The organism is Pseudomonas sp. RC4D1, assembly GCF_018390395.1.
GTDB lineage: Bacteria > Pseudomonadota > Gammaproteobacteria > Pseudomonadales > Pseudomonadaceae > Aquipseudomonas > Aquipseudomonas danubii.
This window is the reverse complement of the sequence record NZ_JAHBAW010000001.1, coordinates 1711105-1734849: the sequence shown is the minus strand read 5'-3', so window position 1 is coordinate 1734849 and position 23745 is coordinate 1711105. Positions and strand designations below refer to the sequence as shown.

The following is a 23745-nucleotide window of genomic DNA, read 5'->3' as shown; positions in this document are numbered from 1 at the left end:
GCCTCGATGAAGTGGCCGGGATCAGCGGTTGCGCGGGTGGCGGCGGATAAAGTCGTCGGCGATCTCGTCGAAGGTGACGAAACGCACGCCGGCGTGGCTCTGGATGTGTTCGATCAGGCGTTCGAGCATCAACAGCACTTGCGGGCGGCCGGAGACGTCGGGGTGGATGGTCATGGTGAACACCGCGTGTTCGTGCTCGCGGTAGACCCAGTCGAACTGGTCGCGCCACATTTCTTCCAGGTGCCGCGGGTTGACGAAGCCGTGGCTGTTGGGCGCCTTCTTGATGAACATCATTGGCGGCAGGTCGTCCAGGTACCAGTTGGCCGGGATCTCCACCAGGTCGGTTTCCTGGCCGCGCACCAGAGGTTTCATCCAGGTGTCGGGGTGCTGGCTGTAGTCGATCTTGGTCCAGCTGTCGCCGACCCGCACGTAGTAGGGATGGAAGTCGTTGTGCATCAGGCTGTGGTCGTACTTGATGCCCTTTTTCAGCAGCAGCTCGTTGGTTACCTTGCTGAATTCCCACCAGGGCGCGACGTAGCCGGTGGGGCGCTTGCCGGTGACCCGGGTGATCAGCTCGATGGACTTGTCGAGGACGATCTCCTCCTGTTCGGCGGTCATGGCAATGGGGTTCTCGTGGCTGTAGCCGTGCACGCCGATCTCGTGGCCTGCGTCGGCCACCGCCTTCATCTGCTCGGGAAAGGTCTCCATCGAGTGACCGGGGATGAACCAGGTGGTGCGCAGGCCGTAGCGCTCGAACAGCTTGAGCAGGCGCGGCGCGCCGACCTCGCCGGCGAACAGGCCGCGGGAGATGTCGTCGGGCGAGTCCTCGCCGCCGTAGGAACCGAGCCAGCCGGCCACCGCGTCCACATCGACACCAAATGCACAGAGAATTTCTTTAGCCATGAGCGGCCTCCAGTGATTGCTTGTTGTTGGAAAAAAGTCGTCGGGGCTTAGCGCGGCAACACCACCTCCAGCGCCAGGGCCGCGTTCAGCAACTGCCGGTCATGGCCCTGGGGCAGGCTCAGCAACAGCCCGGTGGGCAGGCCCTGGGCATCGCGGCCGCTGGGCAGGGCCACGCCGGGCATGTCGAGAAAACTGCCGGGCATGGTCAGGCGCAGGGTCGCCAGGTTGGTCCGGGCAAACAGCTCGTCGTCCTGCTCCAGCGGCGCCAGGGGCGGCGCCACATGTGCCACGGTGGGGGTGATCAGCACGGCGCCGTCCAGTTCGTCATGGATCTGCTGCTGCAACTGGCGCCGCGCCTGGTAAAGCCGCAGCAGTTGGCTGGCCGGCATCTGCCGGGCGCTTTCCAGGCGCCGGCGGACCCGTGGATCGAGCTGTTCGGCGTACTCGCTGTCGAGCAACGGCTGGTGCAGGGCGAAGGCCTCGGCGGCGCCCAGCCAGCCGTGCTCCTGAATCAGTTGCAGGGTGGCTTGCAGGCTGTGCAGCGGCCGTTGCTCCACCAGCGCCCCGGCCTGTTGCAGGCTTTCGATGACCACCAGCAGATTGGCCCGCACGGCGGCCTGGGTACGGCTGTCGTCAAGCACTTGCGAATCGACCCAGAAGCGTTGCCCGGCCAGGCTGCGGGGCGGCGGCAATTGCCGGGGATCGCCACCGCGCAACAAGCCGTCGATCAGCCAGGCATCACGCACGCTGCGGGTCAGCGGCCCGAGGCTGTCGAGGCTTTCGGCCAGGGGAAATACCCCCTCGCGGTCATAGCGCCGGGAGGTCGCGCGGTAACCCACCAGGCCATTGAAGGCCGCGGGAATGCGGATCGAACCGGCGGTGTCGGTGCCCATGGCGATCGGCACGATAGCGGCCGCCACCGCCACCGCGGAGCCTGCCGAGGAGCCACCGGGAATCCGTGGCTGGGCATCGCTGTGGGGGTTGATCGGCGTGCCGAAGTGCGGGTTCAAGCCGAGCCCGGAATAAGCGAATTCGCTGAGGTTGGTCTTGCCCAGGCTGACCAGCCCGGCGCGGCACAACTGCCGCACGCTGGGCGCATCGATGCTGGCCGGCGGTGCCTCGCGACGCACCTGGGCGGCGGCGGTGGTGATGCTGCCGACGAGGTCGAACAGGTCCTTCCAGGCCAGGGGCACGCCATCGAGCAGGCTCAGCGGCTGGCCATCGCGCCAACGAGCGGCAGCCGCCTCGGCCTCGCGCCGTGCCCGGGCCGGGCACAGGGAAATGAACACATGGGGCGTCGCCTCGGCCAACGCCAGGGCCTGCTCCAGGACCTGGACCGGATCGGTGCGGCCCTGGGCAAAGGCTTGGGCCATGGCCGTGGCATCGTTCAACGAATCAGCGTGCATGGTTCACTCCGCAAATCGATAAAATGTACTAATTATTAAAATATACATTTTATCCAGAGCAGATTCCGTGCCAGCTCAGGAGCACGCGCACCGCTCCAGCGACTCTGAAAACTCGCAAATCCTTCTGCAATATCGAGCCAGAGTGGGTTGCTGACACAGACCACGAGGCGATCGACGGAGAAAATCCTCGCGCCTGGTTCTGCCAATGAAATAATGTATCTTTTATTAAAAAGTACATTTTGGTGCAGAAAGGTAACAACTCAGCCCTGACGGCCCCAGGACGGGGCAGCCAAACGTGGCACTCAGTGACACTCGGCAACTGTGAGAGAATCCCCGGCCATCGCCGCCCAGCCCCTAGAGGAACCGATGAAAGCAGTGTCAGCAGAGGACCCGCGCACCGCATCGCGCTACGCCATGATCCGTCAGGTATTGCGCGACGCCATCCTTCAGGGCACCGCCCTGCAGGGCCTAGTGCTGCTGGAAGCGCCGCTGGCGGAACTGTTCGGCACCAGCCGGGTGCCGGTGCGAAAGGCCCTCGACCTGCTGCATGGCGAAGGCTTGATCAGCCGTTTTGACGGCCGCGGCTACCTGATCAACCCCCAGGGCCTGGAGATCGAACCGCTGCGCCTGCCCCTGAGCCATGCCCACCTGGGACTGGCCAGCGACGAAGAACTGGTGGACACCCGGCCCCTGGGGGAACGGATCTACGAAGAACTGGGCAGTGCCCTCTCCACCTGCATCGCCTTCGGCCACTTCCGCCTCGACGAACAGGCCGCCGCCGAGCACTACGGCGTCAGCCGCGCGGTGGTCCGCGAAGCACTGATGCGCCTGCGCGACCGCGGCCTTGTGGAAAAGGAGCCCTACTCCCAATGGCTGGCCGGGCCGCTGACCGCCCGCGAAGTCACCGAAGACTACGAACTGCGCGCCTGCCTGGAACCCGAAGCCCTGCGCCAGAGCGCGCCGGGCCTGGGCCGTGAATGGCTGGAACAGATGCTGGAACGGGTGACCCAGGCGCAACAGGCCGAGCATTGCGACCTGCAGGTGCTGGAGTGCCTGGAAGAAGACCTGCACCAGCACTGCCTGAGCGGCTTGCACAACCGCAAGATGGCGGCGCTGATCCGCCAGGCCCAGAGCCCGATGATCATCAACCGGATCTTCTACCGTCTGCTGGGCATCGGCGCCGACCCGGCGATGCTTGCCGAGCACCGACTGATTCTCGAACTGTTGCTGCACGGCGCCTTCGACGCCGCCGCCCTGAACCTTCGCGAACACCTACAACGCGCCGGCCAGCGCATGCTGCAACGCCTCAAGGTGCTGTCGGTGCTCCCGGAACCGGAACTACCAGGCTTCCTCAGCAAAATCAGCTGAGCCCTGTAGCCGCTGCCGAGCTCGCGAGGCTGCGCAAAGGTCCGCAGGACCTTGCTTGGCGATCGCCCGCCAAACCTCCGGCGCCCTGCAGAACCCCGCGTCCCTGCGGGCCGTTCGCAGCCTGCGGCAGCGGCTACAGTGCGTTGCGCCGTACCAGGCTGAGGTCAGGGGCAGCGGTGCGCCGCTGGCTCAGGTAGCGGGTGCAGCTGACCCGCAGGAAGGAGGCGAAATTCACCACTTCGCCGCGGTAATCCATGACCTCTTCATACAGCTTGGCGATCAGCTGGTTGGTGGTCATGCCGTCCACTTCGGCAATTTCGCTGAGGATGTCCCAGAACTGGTTTTCCAGGCGCAAGGTGGTGACCACGCCACAGATGCGCAGCGAGCGGGAACGGGATTCGTAGAGAATCGGGTCGGCCTTGACGTACAGCTCGCACATGGCGTGGTCCTCGCTTACAAGGTGATCTGGGTGCCCAGCAGGCCGAGGAAACCCGCCAGCCAGCTGGGGTGCGCCGGCCAGGCCGGGGCGGTGGCCAGATTGCCCTGGACGTGGCCTTCGGTCACCGGGATATCGATGTAGGTGCCACCGGCCAGCCGCACTTCCGGGGCACAGGCCGGGTAGGCGCTGCACTCGCGGCCTTCGAGGATACCCGCCGCCGCCAGCAGTTGCGCGCCATGGCACACCGCGGCAATGGGCTTGCCGGCTTGGTCGAATTCCTTGACCAGTTGCAGCACCTTGGCGTTCAGGCGCAGGTACTCCGGAGCACGTCCGCCGGGGATCAGCAGGGCGTCGTAATCAGCGGAGCTGACCTGGGCGAAGTCGTAGTTGAGGGCAAACAGGTGACCCGGTTTCTCGCTGTAGGTCTGGTCGCCCTCGAAGTCGTGGATCGCCGTGCGCACCGTCTGCCCGGCGATCTTGTCCGGGCACACGGCGTGCACCGTATGACCGACCATCAGCAGTGCCTGGAACGGCACCATCGCTTCGTAGTCTTCGACGTAATCGCCAACCAGCATGAGGATCTTTTTCGCGGCCATGGAGTGGACTCCTTTCAGGGAAAGACGTGGGCGGAAGGAGTACTCAAGGTAGTCCCATTGCGCCAGTCCGGGTAATAGCCACTTACTACAGCGGCAAGCTGTAAGCCTCAAGCTGCAAGCTGCTGGCGTGAAACTCCAGACTTGTGGCTTGCAGCTTACTGCTTGGCGCTGCTGCTCTGCAGATAGCCGTCGGCCTTGAGCAGGGTTTCCAGGCAGTGTTCGCTGATCTGGTAGAAGGCCTTGAGTTCTTCGATCCTGGCCAGCAACTGGGTCGGGTCAACCGGCTCGGCGCGTTTGACCGCCAGGATCATCTTGTTCTTGTTGGTGTGTTCCAGGGAGATGAACTCGAAGACCTTGGTTTCATAACCGCAGGCTTCGAGGAACAGCGCTCGCAGGCTGTCGGTGACCATCTCCGCCTGCTGTCCCAGGTGCAGACCGTATTGCAGCATCGGCTTGAGCAGCGCCGGGCTCTGGATCTGCAGGCGGATCTGCTTGTGGCAGCACGGCGAGCACATGATGATCGCCGCGCCGGAGCGAATGCCGGTGTGGATCGCGTAGTCGGTGGCGATGTCGCAGGCATGCAGGGCGATCATCACGTCCAGCTGGCTGGGGGCTACGCTGCGCACGTCACCGCACTTGAACACCAGGCCCGGGTGTTCCAGGCGCTGCGCGGCGGCGTTGCACAGGGTCACCATGTCCTCGCGCAATTCGACGCCGGTGACTTCGCCCTCGGCCTTGAGGGTGTTGCGCAGGTAATCGTGGATGGCGAACGTCAGGTAGCCCTTGCCGGAGCCGAAGTCCGCGACCCGCACCGGCTGATCGAGCTTGATCGGCGAGCTGCCCAGGGCGTGGCTGAAGACCTCGATGAACTTGTTGATCTGCTTCCACTTGCGCGACATGGCCGGGATCAGTTCGTGCTGCTTGTTGGTCACCCCAAGATCGGCGAGGAAAGGCCGGCTCAGGTCGAGAAAGCGGTTCTTCTCGCGGTTGTGCTCGGCCGACGGCACATCGCGCTGGGTTTGCGGCTTGCCCTTGAACAGCGAACTCTTGCCCTTCTTGCTGTATTCGAGCTGCACTTCGTCGGTCAGGGTCAGCAGGTGGGCGTTCTTGAACGCAGCCGGCAGCAGCCCAGCGATGGCGGCGATGCCTTCGTCCAGGGAGAAGTTCTTGGTGATGTCCCGGGTCTTGTAGCGGTAGACGAAGGACAGGCACGGCTGCTCCTTGACCGTCAGTTGCTTGATGATCAGGCGTTGCAGGTCCGCCTCCGGGCCCACGTGCTTGGCCAGTACCAGCTTGATAAAGGCGTTCTGCGCAAGGCTGGTGTCGAGCAATTGCAGGAACTGGGCGTGATGATCCGGCGCGGGACGGGCGGAAGGTGCGGTCACAGACATGGGGGCAGGTGCCTCGGGCGATGCGGGGTGTGAATCAGGGAGTGGCAGGTATTTTAGGGAGCTAGCCCCGTCGGGGCACGAAGTTATTCACTCGACGGTAAAAAATCCTCGCCCGAGGGCGGTGCAAGGCTCAGGGGCCATTCGCCGGCAAGCCGGCTCCTGCATGAACAACAGCGATATCGCACCGCCGTAGGAGCTGGCTTGCCAGCGAAGGCGTCCTCAAGGGCGGCGCAAGACTCAGGGGCCTGTTCGCCGGCAAGCCGGCTCCTACGGCGGTGAGCTCAGTTGAGCACCACCAGGCGGTTGGGCAATTCGTTGCGTACCTGGGTCAGGGGCACATGGGTCTTGAGCAACTCGCCGCTGGCTTCAATACAGTCGAGGAAGCCCTGCAGGGTCTGGCCCTGGCGGACTTGCTGGGTAAAGTTGCGCACGATGCCGTTCCACTGCTTGTTATCCAGACGCTTGGAAATGCCCTCGTCCACGAGGATTTCCACGTAACGCTCGGCTTCGCTGACAAAGATCAGCACCCCGGTGCCGCCCACGGTGTGGTGCAGGTTCTGTTCGAGAAACTGCCGTCGGGCCAGGTTGGAAGCCCGCCAATGGCGCACCGAGCGCGGGATCAGCCGGGTGGTGATCCAGGGTAGGCGAAACACCAGGCACAGCACGATAAAGGTCGCCCATTGCGCCAGCAGCAACAGGTGCATGTTCAGCCAGCCAGTGGCGTAGTGCACCAGCCCCGGCACCACCAGCGCCAGCAGGCTGGCCCAGAGCAGCGGGATATAGGCGTAGTCGTCGGCCCGGGCGGCCAGCACCGTCACCAGTTCGGCGTCGGTCTGCTGTTCCACCCGGGCAATGGCTTCGGCCACTTGCCGTTGTTCGTATTCACTGAGTAATGCCATGTCGTTGGATTTCCGCTTCTTATTTTGAGTTACCAGCCGCCGGAGGAACCGCCGCCGCCAAAGCTGCCACCGCCACCGCTGAAGCCGCCACCGCCACCGGACCCACCACCAAAACCGCCGAAGCCACCGCCTCCATCACCGCCGCGCCCGCTGGTGGTGGTGATGAACCCGAGCGCCTGCGCCACTATCACCACCAGGATGAACAGCAGCACCATGAAGATGAACAGCCACGGGTGACGCTGGACAAAATCGTCCTGGTCGCTGCTCTCGCCGCCGCTGTCATAGGCCGTGGCCGGCTCGTCCAGCGGCGTGCCACCGAGCACCAGGAGCATGCCCGAAACCCCGTCGCTGATGCCCTTGCTGAACTGCCCGGTCTTGAACGCCGGGGTGATCACCTGGTTGATGATCACCGAGGCCTGGGCGTCGGTCAGGCGCTCCTCCAGGCCGTAGCCCACTTCGATGCGCAGCTTGCGCTCGTCCCGAGCGACGATCAGCAGCGCGCCGTTGTTCTTGTCCTTCTGGCCGATGCCCCAGTGACGCCCCAACTGGTAGCCGTATTCCTCGATGCTGGCGCCTTGCAGGTCCGGCAGGGTCACCACCACCAACTGTTCGCCGGTGGCCTGTTCGTGGGCTTGCAGTTGCCGAGTCAGCAGGGCGCTGATGGTCGGCTCGATCATCTGCGCGTCGTCCACCACCCGCCCGCTCAGGGCCGGAAACCTCAGCTCGGCCTGGGCCGTGACCGCAAAGACCCAGAGCAACAGCACCAGGCCGATTTTATAAAGTCGCATCAGCACCTCATCCTTAATGTTTGTCCGCGTGTGCTACCAACTGCCGGACGCCCCGCCACCGCCAAAACTGCCGCCGCTACGGCGGCGGTCAGAGTCGGAACTGGAGCTGGAACGACTGTTGCGACAATACGGCGCCACTCACCAGCCATAGCGACAGCCGCGTGCTTGGCAGCACGCGCTGCCCGCGGCCCATCAGAATTTCACTTGCGGCGCTTTGTCGGCGTCAGGGCTGGTGGCCTCGAAGGTTTCACGCACCGGCAGATCGCTGTACATCAGGCTGTGCCACAGGCGACCGGGGAAGGTGCGGATCTCGGTGTTGTACTTCTGCACCGCGAGGATGAAGTCGCGGCGGGCCACGGCGATGCGGTTCTCGGTGCCTTCCAGCTGAGATTGCAGGGCCAGAAAGTTCTGGTTGGCCTTCAGATCCGGATAACGCTCGGAGACCACCATCAGACGACTCAGGGCACCACTCAACTGGTCCTGGGCCTGCTGGAACTGCTTGAGTTTTTCCGGGTTGTCCAGGGTGCTGGCGTCCACCTGGATCGAAGTGGCCTTGGCCCGCGCCTCGATCACCGCGGTCAGGGTGGCTTCCTCGTGCTTGGCGTAGCCCTTGACGGTCTCCACCAGGTTGGGGATCAGGTCGGCGCGGCGCTGGTACTGGTTCTGTACCTGGCCCCAGTCGGCCTTGACCTGCTCGTCCAGGGTCGGAATGTTGTTGATGCCGCAGCCGCTGAGCAGGCTGGTAAGCAGCAACAGGGCAGCGATGGGCCAGCTCGAGCGCAGGCTTTGGGTGATGTTCATGGGTGGGGCTCCTTGCACAACCTGATGGAAAAGAATCTTTTGCCCGGTTTCACACATCCTGTGGGGCAAAATCTGCCTGCGCCACTGGAATGCATCGGGCTGATGGGCTAAAAGATGCCCAGCGCGAAAAAGAGTTCAGAAGTGTGCTGGATTTATCTGAACAACAATAGCCGCTCCCTAAATTTTGGCTGTTCGACGCGTCACTCATGCGTCGGTCTTGAGCCCTTGAGAACACTATTCATGAATAAGCTGTGTTTGCTGGGCCTGCTGGTCAGCCTGGCCAGTCACCCTGTGTTGGCCGAATCTGCCCCGGTCCCCCTGGAAAACAAAGAAGCCTTTATCAGCGATCTGCTCAAGCGCATGACCCTGGAAGAGAAGATCGGCCAGTTGCGCCTGATCAGCATCGGCCCGGAAATGCCCCGTGAGCTGATCCGCAAGGAAATCGCCGCGGGTAATATCGGCGGCACGTTCAACTCCATCACCCGCCCGGAAAACCGGCCGATGCAGGACGCGGCCATGCGCAGCCGGCTGAAGATCCCGATGTTCTTCGCCTATGACGTGATCCACGGCCACCGGACCATCTTCCCCATCAGCCTGGCCCTGGCGTCCAGCTGGGATATGGACGCCATCGGCCGCTCCGGGCGCATCGCCGCCAAGGAGGCCAGCGCCGACAGCCTGGACATCACCTTCGCGCCGATGGTGGACATCTCCCGCGATCCTCGCTGGGGCCGTACCTCCGAAGGCTTCGGCGAAGACACCTACCTGGTCTCGCGCATCGCCAAGGTCATGGTCAATGCCTACCAGGGCCAGAGCCCGGCCTTGCCGGACAGCATCATGGCCAGCGTCAAGCACTTCGCCCTGTATGGCGCAGTAGAGGGCGGTCGCGACTACAACATCGTCGACATGAGCCCGGTGAAGATGTACCAGGACTACCTGCCGCCCTACCGCGCCGCCATTGACGCCGGTGCCGGCGGAGTGATGGTGGCCCTGAACTCCATCAACGGCGTGCCGGCCACCTCCAACACCTGGCTGATGAACGACCTGTTGCGCAAGGAATGGGGCTTCAAGGGCCTGGCGGTGAGCGACCACGGGGCGATCATCGAGCTGATCCGCCACGGCGTCGCCAAGGACGGTCGTGAAGCGGCCAAGCTGGCAATCAAGGCCGGCATCGACATGAGCATGAACGACTCGCTGTACGGCAAGGAACTGCCGGGGCTGCTCAAGTCCGGCGAGATCGAGCAGAAGGACATCGACAACGCGGTGCGTGAAGTGCTGGCGGCCAAGTACGACATGGGCCTGTTCAAGGACCCTTATGTGCGCATCGGCAAGGCCGAGGACGACCCGGCCGACACCAACGCCGAAAGCCGCCTGCACCGCAGCGACGCCCGGGACATCGCCCGCCGCAGCCTGGTGCTGCTGAAGAACCACAACGACACCTTGCCGCTGAAGAAAACCGCGAAGATCGCCCTGGTCGGCCCCCTGGCCAAGGCCCCCATCGACATGATGGGCAGCTGGGCCGCCGCTGGCGTACCGGCGCAGTCGGTGACGCTGTACGACGGCATGCGCAACGTCCTGGGTGACAAGGCCCAACTGGTGTACGCCCGGGGCTCGAACATCACCGCCGACAAGAAGGTGGTGGACTACCTGAACTTCCTCAACTTCGATGCCCCGGAAGTGGTGGACGACCCGCGTCCGGCGCAGCAGATGATCGACGAAGCGGTCAAGGCGGCCAAGCAGGCGGACGTGATCGTGGCCGCTGTGGGTGAGTCCCGTGGCATGTCCCACGAGTCTTCGAGCCGCACCGACCTGCACATTCCCGCCAGCCAGCGCGAGCTGATCAAGGCCCTCAAGGCCACCGGCAAGCCTCTGGTGCTGGTGCTGATGAATGGCCGGCCGCTGTCACTGCTGGAAGAAAACCAGCAAGCCGACGCCATCCTGGAAACCTGGTTCAGCGGCACCGAGGGCGGTAACGCCATTGCCGACGTGCTGTTCGGCGACTACAACCCGTCGGGCAAGCTGCCGATCACCTTCCCCCGCTCAGTGGGCCAGATTCCCACCTACTACAACCACCTGACCATTGGCCGGCCGTTCACGCCGGGCAAGCCGGGCAACTACACCTCGCAGTACTTCGACGACACCACCGGCCCGCTGTATCCGTTCGGCTATGGCTTGAGCTACACCAGCTTCAGCCTGTCGGACATGGCCCTGTCCTCCACCACCCTGAACAAGAGCGGCAAGCTCGATGCCAGCGTGACCGTGAAGAACACCGGCAAGCGTGACGGCGAAACCGTGGTGCAGCTGTACATCCAGGACGTGGCCGGCTCAATGATCCGCCCGATCAAGGAATTGAAGAACTTCCAGAAAGTCATGCTCAAGGCCGGCGAAGAGAAGTCCATTCACTTCACCATCACCGAGGATGACCTGAAGTTCTACAACGCGCAGCTCAAGTACGCCGCGGAACCGGGCGACTTCAATGTACAGATCGGCCTGGATTCCCAGGACGTCAAGCAACAGAGCTTCGAACTGCTCTGATGCCTGTCAGCGGCCGGCGCAGGACCTGCGCCCCGCCTCCTTCTGCAATCCCCGCAATCCCCACAATCGCTGCAATATCTGTAGCCGCTGCCGAGCCTGCGAGGCTGCGCAAAGGTCCGCAGGACCTTGCTTGTCGATCTACCGCCAAACCTCCATCGGACTCACGACCGCCGCGACCGCTTCGCGCTCGTTCGCAGCCTCCGGCAGCGGCTACAGCCAGCCATGTCAGCCGTGACGGTCAGCCGCGACGGTCCAGCAGGTTGACCACCAGGCGGTCGACCCAACCCCAGATCCGCTGTTTGACCCGCCGCCACAACGGCCGGTTGCGCCACTGTGCCAGGCTGATCTCTTCACTCTGGGCGAAGTCCGCCTCGAAGCTCGCCGCCACGGAGTGGGTCAGTGGCGGGTCCAGGGCCTCCAGGTTAGCTTCCAGGTTGAAGCGCAGGTTCCAGTGGTCGAAATTGCACGACCCCACACTGACCCAGTCGTCCACCAGCACCATCTTCAAATGCAGGAAACACGGCTGATACTCGAAAATCCGCACACCGGCCTTGAGCAAGCGCGGGTAGTAACGGTGCCCGGCATAGCGCACGGCCGGATGATCGGTGTGCGGCCCGGTCAGCAACAGGCGTACGTCGACGCCCCGGGCGGCCGCCTTGCGCAATGAGCGCCGCACCGACCACGTCGGCAAGAAGTAAGGCGTGGCCAGCCAGATGCGCTGCTGGCCGCTGTGCAGGGCACGAATCAGTGAATGCAGGATGTCGCGATGCTGACGCGAGTCGGCATACGCCACCCGGCCCATGCCCTCTCCCGAGTCAGGCACACGGGGCAGATGGGGCAGGCCGAAATCCACGTCGGGCCGCCAGGCGCCCTTGCGCAGGTTGGCGCTCCACTGGCGGTCGAACAGCCTTTGCCAGTCCAGCACCGCGGGCCCGGCGATCTCCACCATCACTTCATGCCAGTCGCAGCTGTTGTCCTCGGGCCGCCAGAATTCATCGGTAACCCCAGTACCGCCCACCACGGCCAGGGACTGGTCCACCAGCAACAGTTTTCGATGGTCGCGATACAGATTGAGAAAGCCCTGGCGCCACTTCAGGCGGTTGTAGAAACGCAGCTCGACACCAGCCGTAGTCAAGCGCAGGCGCAAGGCCTGGGTAAAAGCCAGGCTGCCATAGTCATCGAACAGACAGCGCACCCGCACCCCGCGCTCGGCAGCCTGGACCAGGGACTGGACCAGAGCGTCGGCACATGCGCCGGCTTCCACCAGATACAGCTCCAGCTCCACCTGCTGCCGGGCGCGGGCAATGGCCACCAGCATGCGCGGAAAGAACTGGGGACCGTCGATCAACAGCTCGAAGCGGTTGCCTTCACGCCAAGGGAACACCGCTCCGCGCATTTCAGCGCGCCGTGAAGATCAGTACCGCACCCACCGGTACCGAGAAACTGATGGCCGACAAGCCAGCCACTTTGCGCAGGCTGTCGAGGCCCGGTGCCAGGTTGAAGTCTTCGGCATTGAGAACCAGCGGTTCCAAGGTCACCACCTGGAAACGCCGCTCATCCAGGCGAGTGGCCAGCAGCTCGGCGTTGTAGGTGTGTTCCTGGCCGTGCAGGGCCACGGTGACCGGCAACAGCAGCTCGATCTGCGCCCCGGGGGCCAGGTCGTTGATCGGCCGCAGGTTGATCTGCGTCGTGATCTGCGCCTCGGGAAACTGCTGGACCTGGAACAGCTCCTGGCGCATGCGCTCATCGCGCAGGGGAATGCCGCTGCTGATCGAGTCCAGCTCGATCTGCAACCGGGCCTGACCCTTGGCGTCGACCTTGCCGTGCAACACCAGAAAGCGCTGGACCTCGGAAATACTGGCGTTCTTGGTGGTCACGAAGGACACCCGGGAAGACTCGTTGTCCAGGTACCAGTTGGCCTGGGCCGGCAGGGCGAGTACCCCGAGCAGGCTGATAAGAAGGCGGATCGGCGTACGCATGCAAGCTCCCGTGAACAGAAGGCGCCACCTTAACCGGCTGCCAGGGGGCTGGCAAACACCGCGCTCAAGTGGGGCCCAGCCGTTGCAGACGGGGAATGGCTCAGGCAATGGACTTCTGCAATTGCTCGATGGTGTCGGCCAGCAATCCCAAGTGACGATTGCGCACCTGCTCGACACAGCTCAGGTCCATCGGCCAATGCAGAGCGATGCTGCCGATCACCCGGCCTTCGGCCTGCAACGGCAGGGCCACGGCACGAATCAGAAAAGGCAGGCGCACCGGATATTCCCAGTGGCCCTCGGTACGCTGACCGAAGCCCAGATGCTGGGACTGGGCGCAAGCCTGCTGCTGGTCTTCGGCCGGTACTCGCTCACGCTCGGCCAGACGCTCGACTTCATCACTGGCCAGGGCCCCCAGGCAGGCCTTGCCCATGGCCGAATGAAACAGGCTGGCATGCTGGCCGACAATCCGGCTGTTGTTCGGGTAGCGCTTGCGCAACACCGCAGGCACCGCACTTTCCAGGACCTCAAGGTGCTCACCGTCAAAACTCGACAGGTCGCTGACCAGTCCGGTGCGTGCACTCAATTCCAACATCCAGGGCGCCGCCTGCTCCACCAGATGGCGCTTGAAGCGTTGCCGGCTGTCGCCGAACAGGCTGCGGGCGCTCAGGCGATAACGCCTGTCGCTCAGGCCACGGTAGATCCAGCCCTGCTCCTGCAGGGTCAGCAACATGCGCGACACCGTGGCCTTGGCTAGCCCCGTCAGGTAGTGCAACTCCTCCAGGCCCAAGGCCTGGTGCTGGCCCAGCAACTCGACGATGGCCAGGGCCCGTTCCACGGAACGCACGCTGCCGGTTTCTACCTTGCTGGCCATAGTCCGAACTCCCTGACTGAAGATGGGTAAAGGTTTTTCCCAGCAAGATGCGGGCCTTAGGCTCTGTACGAAAAGTTTTGAGACGAAGGTCAGGCAAGGCGAAAACGGTCGAGGAAGCGGAGTTTACGGGTTGTAAATGAGCATTCCGAGACCGTTTTCAACGCAGCATCACCGAGTATCAAGGCTTTTCGTACAGAGCCTAGAACCCTATCAACGGCATTTGCCTGGTTACAGCAGGTTACCCGGAGGGCGTTGCCGCACCCAGTGCGTCAGTTGTTCGTGGGCATAGGCCAGTTGCAGCACGGCGTGGTCGGCCTGGGCCGGCCCGATGATCTGCAAGCCCATGGGCAGGCCCGCCAGATTGAACCCCACCGGAATGCTGATACTGGGCAGGCCGGCCAGAGTCGGACCGATCACCACTTCCATCCAGCGGTGATAAGTGTCCATTTCCTGCCCATCGATCTGCCTTGGCCAGGCCTGCCGTGCATCGAAAGGGAACACCTGGGCCGTGGGCAGCAGCAGAAAATCGTAACGTTCGAACAGCCGCAGCAAGGCGCGATACCAATCGCTGCGACTCTGAGAAGCGCGATACACGTCCGCGGCACTGAGGCTGGCCGCGCCCTCCACTTCCCAACGCGCCTCGGGCTTGAGCCAGCGGCGCTGGTCCGGGTCGTTGTGCAACAGCCCCAGGGAACCCTGGACCAGCCAGTGCCGGTGCACCAGCCAGCAGTCCCACAATTGCGCCATGGAAAACTCCGGCTGGCAGCTTTCCACTTCACAGCCCAGATGGGTGAAGTCGGCCAAGGCCTTTTCGCACAGGCTCAGGACGCCCTGCTCCATAGCCAGGTAGCCGTTGTAGTCACCCAGCCAGCCCAGGCGCAGGCCGCGTACATCCCGTTGCAGAGGCGCCTGCAACAGCGCCGGATCGTCCTTGAGGGACAAGGGCACTCGCGGATCGTATCCGGCCTGGGTGCTCAACAACCGCGCCACATCAGCCACCGTGCGCCCCATCGGCCCTTCGGTAGCCAGTTGCTGCACGAACAGCTCAGGGGTCGGGCCGAATGGCACCCGCCCCTGGGAGGGACGCATGCCGAACACGTTGTTGAAGGCCGCCGGATTGCGCAGCGAGCCCATCATGTCGCTGCCATCGGCCACCGGCAGCATGCGCAAGGCCAGGGCCACCGCCGCCCCGCCGCTGCTGCCGCCGGCGCTCAGGCTGCTGTCATAGGCATTGCCGGTGGTGCCGAACAGCTGGTTGTAGGTATGGGAGCCCAGGCCGAACTCCGGCACGTTGCTCTTGCCGACAATGATCGCGCCGCTGGCCCGGACCCGGGCCACGCTGATGGCATCCACCTGGGGTACCTGATCGGCGAACAGCGGCGAGCCCATGCTGGTGGCCAGCCCTGCGGTGGCTGCCAGATCCTTGATCGCCTGGGGCATGCCATGCATCCAGCCCATGGACTGCCCCCGATCCAGTTGCCGGTCACGCTCATCGGCCTGGGCCAGCAGATCCTGCGGATCGCACAGGGAGACCAGGGCATTGACGCCCGGGTTGTAACGCTCGATCTGCTGCAGATAAGCCTGCATCACCTCGCGACAGGACAGCTCGCGCGCATGGATCGCCCGGGATAGTGCCAAGGCATCCAATTCGACGATGGACTCGTTGGCCATTGCTTCGCTGTGCTTGATCAAGACTCGCCTCCCAGGGTCACGGCATCGGGTTTGTCGTCTCTGACCGCGTCATGCATGCAGTAGATACCCAGCAGGCTGAGGATCGAGGTCAGCAAGACATAGAAGGATGGCGCCACCGGCGTGGCCATGACCTTGCTCAGCCAGGTCACGATCAAGGGCGCAAAGCCACCGAACAGCATCACCGTGACGTTATACGCCACCGACACCCCGGTGGAACGCACCTCGATGGGAAACTGCTCGGCCAGGGCCGTAGGACCGGGACCGAAAAAGCCGCCAATGGCACCGCACAGCAACATTTGCATCACCAGCAGGCGCTCAATGGACGGCGCCGCGGCGACCCACACATACAAGGGATAGACCATGACGAAAAACGCCAGGGTGAAGGCCATCAGCACTGGGCGCCGGCCGATGCGGTCCGACAGCGCCCCGGCAAAGGGAATCACCACGGTCATCAGGGCCACGGCGAACATCTGCACCAGCAGCACCTGATCCAGGGGCAGGCCGAGGTTGGTGTGGGCGAAGGTCGGCATGTTCACCAGCACCACATAGAAAGACACCGTGCTGCCGCAGCACAGGCCCATGGAGATCAGGATCGCCCGGCGATGGGCCGACACCACCTGCCACAGCCCCGGCCCCTCGCCACCTGCCTGCTTGCGCGCCTCGATGAAGGCCTCCGGCTCCTCCATGTACTTGCGAATCCACAGTCCCACCGGACCGATCAGCAGGCCGATCACGAACGGCAGGCGCCAGCCCCAGAGATCCAGGGTCTGCGGCGAAAAGAGGTGGGTCACCGCCGCCACCATCGCCGCTCCGCTGAACACCGCCAGGCACTGTCCTACCAACTGCCAGGAGCCATACAACCCCTTCTTGTCCACCGGGGCACTTTCCACCAGGTAGGCCGTGGCGCTGGCGTACTCCCCCCCGGTGGCAAAGCCCTGGAGCATCCGCGCCACCACGATCAGCAACGGCGCGCCCAGGCCAATGGCCGCGTAGTTGGGGGCAAAGACGATCATCGCAATGGCCACAGTCATCAGCTGGATGATCACCAGCATCGCCGCCTTGCGGCCTTTGCGGTCGGAATACATGCCCAGCAGCACGCCGCCCACCGGGCGCATGAAAAAGCCCACGCCGAAGGTGGCCAGGGCCATCAGCAGCGAGGTGTACTCGTCTTCAGCCGGGAAAAACTGGCGGGCGATAAAGCTGGCGAGAAAGCCATAGACGATGAAGTCGTACCATTCCAGGGCGTTGCCAACCACGGCGGCAACCACTTGCCGGGTCTTGGAAACAGCAGGTGTCGAGACGCTCATGGGAGGTTCCTTGATACTTTTGAGCCTTCTTGCGGGCTCGGAAAAGTGCCGGACGCATGGCACGCCCGGGCCGCACAGCGCTACAGGAACAGGAGGGCTCAGACGGGCTTGAGCCAGCTCTCCGCCAGGGCGCCCCAATAGGCCGCACCGGTGAGCAGGATGTCGTCGTTGAAGTCGTAACCCGGGTTATGCACCATCGGTTGCGCTACGCCATTGCCGATGAACAGGTAGCTGCCGGGGCAGCGCTGCAGCATCCAGCCGAAGTCTTCGCTGCCCATCAGCTTCGGCGTATTGCCATTGACCGCCTCGGCCCCCACCAGCTCGACACCGACCCGCCGGGCAAACTCGGTTTCTTCCGGGCTATTGATCAGCACCGGATAAGCCGGGCGATGGTCGATGCTGGCGCTGCAGCCAAAGCTTTCGGCCTGGGTGCGGATGATCGACTTGACTCGCTCCAGCATCTGCTCGCGCACCGGTGCGTTGAGGGCCCTGAGGCTCAGGCGCAGTAACGCCTGCTGGGGAATCACGTTGGCTGCCTCACCCGCCTGCAAGGCCCCCACCGTCACCACCGCCGCTTCCTGCGCGTCGATATTGCGCGCCACCACCGTCTGCAAGGCCATGACCATGCTGGCCGCGGCCACCAAGGGGTCCACCGCCAGGTGGGGCATGGAGCCGTGACCGCCGACGCCTTCGACAATCACCTCAAGCAGGTCCTGGGACGCCATCATCGGCCCTTCGCGAAAGCCCAGGTGACCGGCCGGCAGCCCAGGCATGTTGTGCAGGCCGAACAGCGCATCACAGGGGAAGCGTTCCAGCAGGCCATCGGCAAGCATCGCCTCGGCACCGCCCTGGCCTTCTTCCGCGGGCTGGAAGATCAGGTTCAGGGTGCCGTCGAACGCTCGGGTCGCCGCCAGGTAGCGCGCCGCCCCCAGCAGGATGGTGGTGTGGCCGTCATGCCCGCAGGCGTGCATGCAACCGCCATGGCGGCTGCTGTAGGGAACCCCGGTGTTCTCGATGATCGGCAAGGCGTCCATGTCCGCCCGCAGGCCCAGGGTGCGTGTGCCCGTGCCGTTGCGCAGAACACCCACGACCCCGGTTCGGCCGACGCCGGTGTGCACTTCATAACCCCACTCCTGCAGACAGCGAGCCACCAGCGCCGAAGTGCGTTGCTCTTCGAAACCCAGTTCCGGGTGGGCATGAATATCCTGGCGGATGGCCCGCAGATCGCTGGCAATGTCGTTGAGCCAGGCAAGGATGTGCTGGTGTCGGGTCATGGCGTATCTCCTCTGGGCCGGGTGGCTTCCCGTTCTTTTTTCGGAGCGTTGCACGAGGCGCCGGAGCGTGCTCGAAGCTCGGCGTCAGATAACCGCGAGCCGGAGCACAGGACAATCAAATGTGGTTCCACTGGATGGAACACATAATCTGCAGCGCTGCCTGATCCAGGGATCAGGGGGCGAGGCGACAGCCTTCCCGGGGGCCTAGCCAGAGCGCGCTGTGGGTGCGCCCCAGGGCGCTGGCGGTGACACGTCGGCTCTGCGGCTCATCGCTAAAACCGCTGATGGGCAGGTACTGGCGCACATAGGCGCGGCAGTAGTCGGCAGGTTGTTGCATCACGTAGCGGCAGGAGCAGTACTCCTTGGCGGTGTAGGCACCGAGGATATCCGGGAAGGCTTGCAGGGCCACCCGGTGCTGCCAGCTCCAGCCCAGCAGCAGGAATAGCGCCACCAACACCAGGCCGAGCAGCGGATGACGGCGGAAAAAGGCCCGACGCTTCATGGCTGCCCCTGGCTGGAAAACGCCGCCAGGACTCGCTTGAGCAACTCATTGTGCCGATAGCTGCCATCGCGATCGTCGCCGTAACGCACGATCACCAGGCGCTGCGCCGGCAGGACATACAGCGCCTGTCCCCAGTGCCCCAGGGCCGCATAGGCATCCGCCGGAGCATCGGGCCAGGGCTGAGGAGCACCGTCCACCGAGCGGTTGAGCCACCAGTGCCCGCCCGCCACCGCCTCATCCTGGTTGGCCCGATAGCCGGCAAAGGGCGTGCGGCTGAACTCGACCCAGGTCCTGGGCAGCAACTGCCGATCACGCCAGCGACCCTCGCGCAGCATCAACAGGCCGACACGGGCCAGATCGCGGGCCGTCAGGTAGAGGTAGGAAGACGCCACAAAGGTGCCGGCGGCATCGCGTTCCCACACCGCCTGGGTGATGCCCAGCGGTTCGAACAGGGCCTGCCAGGGGTAGTCCGCGTACTGGTCTGCCCCGACCATCCCCCGCAGGCTGGCCGCCAGCAGGTTGCTATCGCCGCTGGAATAACGGAAGACCTGCCCCGGTGGGGTGGAGCGCGCCTGCTGTGCAGCAAATGCCGCCATGTCCCGATGCCCGCGGGTGTAGAGCATGGCCACCACTGAGGAATTGAGGGGGGCGTACTCGTAGTCTTCCTGCCAGTCCAGACCCGAGGCCCAGTGCAACAAGTCACCCAGGGTGATGGCCGGATGCGGCTGCAGCGCCGGGTAATATTTTGCCGCGGGGTCCTGGAGCTGGAAGCGGCCTTCACCGTAGGCAACGCCCAACACCACCGCCAACAGGCTTTTGCTGGCGGACCAGATGAGATGGGGCGTCTGTGGTCCGGTGGCGCCGGCGTAGCGCTCGTAAAGCACCTGGCCATCGCGGATCACCAGCAAGGCGTCAGTGCGAATGCCTTTTTGGGACTGGTCGTCCCTGGGCACAAAGGCATAGTCCTCCAGAGCCTTGAGCGCCGGGCCACTGACAGTCGGCGCCCGACTCCATTGCTGCGCCGGCCACTCCTCGGCCCAGGCCGGCAAGCAGAGGTACACCAGTAACGCCAGCAAAATCGGAGCCTTGGCCATGGATGACACTCGAACAACGTCAGTGGCCGAGCCTAGTCCAGGCTGATGACAATTTCACTGCAAGTGCCCCCGTTTGTTGGAGCTGGCTGGCCAGCGCAGACGTCATCGAGCCTTGTGCGAGGCCCTCGGGCCCTTTCGCCGGCAAGCCGGCTCCTACGCAAGGGGAGGCCGCTGCTGAAACGAGGCCAGGGCTTTGGCCAGGCGTTGTTCCCGGGCGCTGGCCGCCAGGTCCAGCAGGGCCTGGTCACGGGACCATTGGTTGCGCCAATGCTCGGGGCCATTGGCGAATGCGGCGTCGATTTCAGGCCGCAATACCTGGAACTGCGTGAACAAACCAGCCAATAGAATGTGCCCGCCACTCAAGGAGGGATTCTGCCGACTGACTTCGGCACAACCTGCAAGCAACCCCAGCACCTGCAACTGCAAGGGCTGCGGCCAGCCGCTGTCCTGCCCCACGCCATACAGCCAGGCGAGCATGGCGCTCAGGACATAGATGTCCTCCAGGGTGCGGAAGGGTTTGACATAGGCGTCCCAGCCATCGCCGGCCAGCAGTTCGCAGGCGGCGTTTTCCAGCAACAGGCAGCCGTGGCTGATCTCTGGCATCAGGGCGATGGCGGGCAGGGTCTGGACCTTGACCCCAGGCTCCCCGGCATAGACCACGGTCAGGCGCAAGGCTGCCCGCTCACCCGGGGCCTCGCTGCGGGCCGCCACCAACAGCCAGTCGGCGGCATCGCCAGCGGTCACGAAATCCTTGCGCCCCTGCAGGCGCAGATCCTCCAGCCGGGTCTGCATGTCCGCCGGACGCAGACTGCGGCGTTCGGTCGCGCACATAGCCCCCAGGCTTTGCGGCGCACTGGGCCACAACATGCGCAACGCCGCCTGGTAACCCACCAGGAACGCCAGCCCCGGAGTCTCCATCAGGCGGCCGCCGAGCACCGCCAGTTCGAAGGGCGTAACACTGCCCAAATGGGCCAGCAAAGCCCCGTAGCCCTCGGCCAGATCGGGGTTGACGGGCAGTCGGTCACGGCTCTCGAGCAGGGCTTGCCAGGGCATTCGAAGATCCTCAGGGGCTGTCATATAAGCATCACCAAAGCTTCATGGCGATGACACCGGGGCTACATAGCCTGACTTTGCACAACAAAGTCGATTGGCTGCAACCCAAGGCGGGTCGGTAGCCCGCACGGAGATTCACGATGACTCAGATCGCCCGCATCAGCGACACCGGCACTGAACGCCGCCTGCAAGCCGAACGCCTGATTGGCGCCCAGGCCCTGCAAGAAGCCCAGGCCCTGCGTTTCAACGTCTTCAGCGGCGAGTTCAACGCCAAGCTCAAGGGCGCGGAATGGGGTCTGGACATGGATGACTATGATGTTCACTGCAGCCACATCGGTGTACGCGACTTGAACACCGGGCGTCTGGTGGCCACTACCCGCCTGCTGGACCATCAGGCCGCCAGCAGCCTGGGACGCTTCTACAGCGAGGAAGAGTTCAGCCTGCACGGCCTGGCGCACCTCAAGGGCCCCATCCTGGAAATCGGCCGCACCTGTGTCGACCCGGCCTATCGCAACGGCGGCACCATCGCCGTGCTCTGGGGCGAGCTGGCCGAAGTGCTCAACCAGGGCGGCTACAGCTACCTGATGGGTTGCGCCAGTATCCCCATGCAGGACGGCGGCATCCAGGCCCAGGCCATCATGCAACGGCTGCGCGAGCGCTACCTGAGTACCGAACACTTGCGGGCCGAGCCGAAGCACCCGCTGCCCAGCCTGGATATTCCTTCCAATGTCATCGCCGAGATGCCGCCACTGCTCAAGGCCTATATGCGCCTGGGGGCAAAGATCTGCGGCGAACCCTGCTGGGACCAGGACTTCCAGGTCGCCGACGTGTTCATCCTGCTCAAGCGCGACGAGTTGTGCCCGCGTTATGCCCGGCACTTCAAGGCGGCGGTCTGATGCGCCGGCTGCGGGTCTACGGGCGCATCGCCCGGGTACTGCTGGTGGTCGCGCTGGGCCTGAGCATGGCCAGTATCTTCGGCTTGCTGGAACGCCTGGGGGTCGCCAACTCCATGGTCCGGCGCCAGCGCTGGTCGCGGTTCTTCATGGCTCGCCTGAGCAATGCCCTGCCGTTTCGGGTCACGGTGCACGGCGAGTTGCCTCGCCAGCCGATGCTCTGGGTCAGCAATCACGTGTCCTGGACCGATATTCCGCTGCTGGGCATGTTGACGCCGCTGTCGTTCCTGTCCAAGGCCGAGGTGCGCACCTGGCCGGTGGCGGGCTGGCTGGCGGCCAAGGCCGGCAGCCTGTTCATCCGTCGTGGGGCCGGTGACAGCCAGCTGATCCGCAAGCAGATGACCCGACACCTGCAAGAGCAGCACCCGCTGCTGCTGTTTCCTGAAGGCACCACCACCGACGGCCGTGGCCTGCGCACCTTCCACGGGCGCCTGCTGGCCAGCGCCATCGATGCCGAGGTGTCCCTGCAACCCGTGGCGATCCGTTATTTGCGCGATGGCCAGATCGATACCCTGGCCCCCTTCATTGGCGACGACGACCTGCTCTCGCACCTGATGCGGCTGTTTGCCAACGATCAGGGCCGAGTGGAAATCCATGTGCTCAAGCCCATTGCCTGCCAGGGCCAGGAACGTGCGGCGCTGGCCTTCCAGGCTCAGCAAGCCGTGCAGAAAGCCCTGTTCGGTGATGTCGTGCAGCCCGCCGAACCACGCCGCAACGGCGAACTGGTCGCCGCCTGAAACTCGCTGTAGGAACCGGCTTGCCGGCGAAAAGGCCTTCAAGCCTGGCGTCAATCATGAAGGCGCCTTCGCTGGCAAGCCAGCTTCTACCGGAGGAACGTTCGTCAGAGCAACTGGGTGTGCTGCGCGGCGAATGCCTGCAACTGCGGGTAGAAGGCTCGGAAATCTTCGCTCAAGGGCTGATACAGCCGCTCCAGCTCAATCATCGCTGCAGTCAATTCCTCTGGCCGTGACAGGCGTCGGGCAATGCCCCGCAAGACCTGCTCCAGCACCGCGAAATCCCGATAGGAACCCAGCCAGTCATCAGCAGCCATGTAGGGCGCAATCCGCGCCAGGCGCGCCGGCAGTTGCGGCTCGGCCGCCAGCACCCGGTACACCTCGGCGGTGAACAGCGGCAAGGGACGATCGGCGTAATGAGCCCAGTCACGGGCCAGGCAGTGGTCGAAGAATACGTCGATGACGATGCCGGCATAGCGCCGCCGGGTCAGGGAGAAACGCGACAGTGCCGCCGTCACCAGAGGATGGCTGTCGGTGTAGGTATCGATGCGCCGATGCAGCTGGATCGCCGCCTCGACCTCGGGGGCAAACTGCCCTTGCAGGCGGCCTTTGACGAAATCGCCATACAGGCTGCCGAGTAATTGACCCGGACGCTGGCCGCCAAGGTGTAGATGTGCGAGATAATTCATTCGCGCAGCTTAGCACCGCGCCCAACATATCGTTATAACCCGATATACCGATAAGTGATGATTTAAGATCAAAATCATATTGGTATATCGCGAAATAACGATTTAAATTTCGCCTCATCGCGATACAACGTTTTATGGAAAACGAGCACCGCCATGTCCCTCGACCTCGACGAAATAATAAAAGCCCTGGCACATCCGGTTCGCAGGGAAATCCTGCACTGGCTGAAAGACCCGACAGTCGAATTTCCCGATCAGGCTCACAGCAATGAGCACGGCGTCTGTGCCGGACAAATCGATCAACGCTGCGGCCTGTCGCAGTCGACCGTGTCCGCCCACCTCGCCACGTTGCAACGCGCAGGCCTGATCAGCAGCCGGAAAGTCGGCCAATGGCATTTTTTCAAACGCAATGAGGAAGTCATCCAGCAGTTCCTCACGCAAATGAGCCAACAGCTCTGATCTGACAAGGACCCGACA

The 23745-nt window shown here is 63.9% G+C and carries 23 protein-coding genes; 5 read left to right on the top strand and 18 right to left on the bottom strand.

The window, feature by feature from the left end:
• Nucleotides 1-21: 21 nt before the first annotated feature.
• Nucleotides 22-903, bottom strand: a complete 882-nt coding sequence (locus KHO49_RS07910) for a polysaccharide deacetylase family protein (protein WP_060837914.1) — start codon at nt 901-903, stop codon at nt 22-24.
• A 47-nt stretch (nt 904-950) separates the two neighbouring features.
• Entirely contained in the window at nt 951-2309 is a 1359-nt protein-coding gene (locus KHO49_RS07905) for an amidase (protein ID WP_213664849.1), read from the bottom strand.
• Nucleotides 2310-2675: 366 nt separating this feature from the next.
• Here KHO49_RS07905 and KHO49_RS07900 point away from each other — a divergent pair, with 366 nt between their 5' ends.
• Nucleotides 2676-3677 carry a GntR family transcriptional regulator gene (locus KHO49_RS07900; protein ID WP_102878668.1) on the top strand — a complete coding sequence of 334 codons (1002 nt, stop codon included), beginning with the start codon at nt 2676-2678 and terminating at the stop codon, nt 3675-3677.
• Nucleotides 3678-3810: 133 nt separating this feature from the next.
• Here the strand turns inward: KHO49_RS07900 and KHO49_RS07895 are convergent, their stop codons facing one another.
• From KHO49_RS07895 to KHO49_RS07870, 6 genes are all read right to left on the bottom strand, one after another.
• Nucleotides 3811-4116, bottom strand: coding sequence for a ribbon-helix-helix domain-containing protein (locus KHO49_RS07895; protein WP_047302295.1), 306 nt, complete (start codon nt 4114-4116; stop codon nt 3811-3813).
• Nucleotides 4117-4130: 14 nt separating this feature from the next.
• Nucleotides 4131-4712, bottom strand: coding sequence for a DJ-1/PfpI family protein (locus tag KHO49_RS07890; RefSeq protein ID WP_102878666.1), 582 nt, complete (start codon nt 4710-4712; stop codon nt 4131-4133).
• Between the two features lie 155 nt (nt 4713-4867).
• A complete protein-coding gene (locus tag KHO49_RS07885) occupies nt 4868-6103 on the bottom strand; it encodes a class I SAM-dependent methyltransferase (RefSeq protein ID WP_213664848.1) in 1236 nt (411 codons plus the stop codon).
• A 281-nt stretch (nt 6104-6384) separates the two neighbouring features.
• Nucleotides 6385-7002, bottom strand: a complete 618-nt coding sequence (locus KHO49_RS07880; protein WP_102878664.1) for a TPM domain-containing protein — start codon at nt 7000-7002, stop codon at nt 6385-6387.
• A 29-nt stretch (nt 7003-7031) separates the two neighbouring features.
• The gene (locus KHO49_RS07875) at nt 7032-7790 is read right to left on the bottom strand and encodes a TPM domain-containing protein (protein ID WP_213664847.1); all 759 of its coding nucleotides are present in this window, start codon (nt 7788-7790) and stop codon (nt 7032-7034) included.
• 192 nt (nt 7791-7982) lie between these two features.
• A complete protein-coding gene (locus KHO49_RS07870; RefSeq protein ID WP_102878662.1) occupies nt 7983-8591 on the bottom strand; it encodes a LemA family protein in 609 nt (202 codons plus the stop codon).
• Nucleotides 8592-8831: 240 nt separating this feature from the next.
• Here KHO49_RS07870 and bglX point away from each other — a divergent pair, with 240 nt between their 5' ends.
• Nucleotides 8832-11123, top strand: a complete 2292-nt coding sequence (gene bglX / locus KHO49_RS07865; RefSeq protein WP_102878661.1) for a beta-glucosidase BglX — start codon at nt 8832-8834, stop codon at nt 11121-11123.
• A 238-nt stretch (nt 11124-11361) separates the two neighbouring features.
• On the opposite strand, the gene KHO49_RS07860 is transcribed toward bglX, so the two are convergent.
• The 9 genes from KHO49_RS07860 to KHO49_RS07820 all read right to left on the bottom strand — a co-directional run bounded on the left by KHO49_RS07860 (nt 11362) and on the right by KHO49_RS07820 (nt 20895).
• The gene (locus tag KHO49_RS07860; protein ID WP_102878660.1) at nt 11362-12519 is read right to left on the bottom strand and encodes a phospholipase D-like domain-containing protein; all 1158 of its coding nucleotides are present in this window, start codon (nt 12517-12519) and stop codon (nt 11362-11364) included.
• 1 nt (nt 12520) lies between these two features.
• Nucleotides 12521-13102 carry a YceI family protein gene (locus tag KHO49_RS07855; protein ID WP_102861522.1) on the bottom strand — a complete coding sequence of 194 codons (582 nt, stop codon included), beginning with the start codon at nt 13100-13102 and terminating at the stop codon, nt 12521-12523.
• A 100-nt stretch (nt 13103-13202) separates the two neighbouring features.
• Complete coding sequence (locus KHO49_RS07850) at nt 13203-13973, bottom strand: IclR family transcriptional regulator (RefSeq protein WP_102861521.1); 771 nt, start codon at nt 13971-13973, stop codon at nt 13203-13205.
• 228 nt (nt 13974-14201) lie between these two features.
• On the bottom strand, nt 14202-15644 hold the full coding sequence (locus KHO49_RS07845) for an amidase (protein WP_102861724.1): 1443 nt from the start codon (nt 15642-15644) through the stop codon (nt 14202-14204).
• Nucleotides 15645-15661: 17 nt separating this feature from the next.
• Nucleotides 15662-16972, bottom strand: coding sequence for an MFS transporter (locus tag KHO49_RS07840; protein ID WP_102878659.1), 1311 nt, complete (start codon nt 16970-16972; stop codon nt 15662-15664).
• 98 nt (nt 16973-17070) lie between these two features.
• On the bottom strand, nt 17071-18246 hold the full coding sequence (locus KHO49_RS07835; RefSeq protein ID WP_102878658.1) for a M20 aminoacylase family protein: 1176 nt from the start codon (nt 18244-18246) through the stop codon (nt 17071-17073).
• 172 nt (nt 18247-18418) lie between these two features.
• A complete protein-coding gene (locus KHO49_RS07830) occupies nt 18419-18748 on the bottom strand; it encodes an amidase (protein WP_213664846.1) in 330 nt (109 codons plus the stop codon).
• Nucleotides 18745-19842, bottom strand: a complete 1098-nt coding sequence (locus KHO49_RS07825) for a serine hydrolase domain-containing protein (protein ID WP_213664845.1) — start codon at nt 19840-19842, stop codon at nt 18745-18747. Before KHO49_RS07825 ends, KHO49_RS07830 begins: the two co-directional genes overlap by 4 nt.
• Nucleotides 19843-19995: 153 nt before the next feature.
• Nucleotides 19996-20895 carry an acyl-CoA dehydrogenase middle domain-containing protein gene (locus KHO49_RS07820; RefSeq protein ID WP_213664844.1) on the bottom strand — a complete coding sequence of 300 codons (900 nt, stop codon included), beginning with the start codon at nt 20893-20895 and terminating at the stop codon, nt 19996-19998.
• Nucleotides 20896-21035: 140 nt separating this feature from the next.
• Here KHO49_RS07820 and olsB point away from each other — a divergent pair, with 140 nt between their 5' ends.
• Nucleotides 21036-21791 (top strand): L-ornithine N(alpha)-acyltransferase, encoded by a 756-nt coding sequence (gene olsB, locus KHO49_RS07815; RefSeq protein WP_102861515.1) that lies wholly within the window; start codon nt 21036-21038, stop codon nt 21789-21791.
• Entirely contained in the window at nt 21791-22585 is a 795-nt protein-coding gene (locus tag KHO49_RS07810) for a lysophospholipid acyltransferase family protein (protein ID WP_102878654.1), read from the top strand. Before olsB ends, KHO49_RS07810 begins: the two co-directional genes overlap by 1 nt.
• A gap of 104 nt (nt 22586-22689) precedes the next feature.
• On the opposite strand, the gene KHO49_RS07805 is transcribed toward KHO49_RS07810, so the two are convergent.
• On the bottom strand, nt 22690-23271 hold the full coding sequence (locus tag KHO49_RS07805) for an acyl carrier protein phosphodiesterase (RefSeq protein ID WP_213664843.1): 582 nt from the start codon (nt 23269-23271) through the stop codon (nt 22690-22692).
• 153 nt (nt 23272-23424) lie between these two features.
• Here KHO49_RS07805 and KHO49_RS07800 point away from each other — a divergent pair, with 153 nt between their 5' ends.
• Nucleotides 23425-23727: an ArsR/SmtB family transcription factor gene (locus tag KHO49_RS07800; protein WP_016965050.1), complete on the top strand. Its 303-nt coding sequence runs from the start codon at nt 23425-23427 to the stop codon at nt 23725-23727.
• Nucleotides 23728-23745 lie beyond the last annotated feature (18 nt).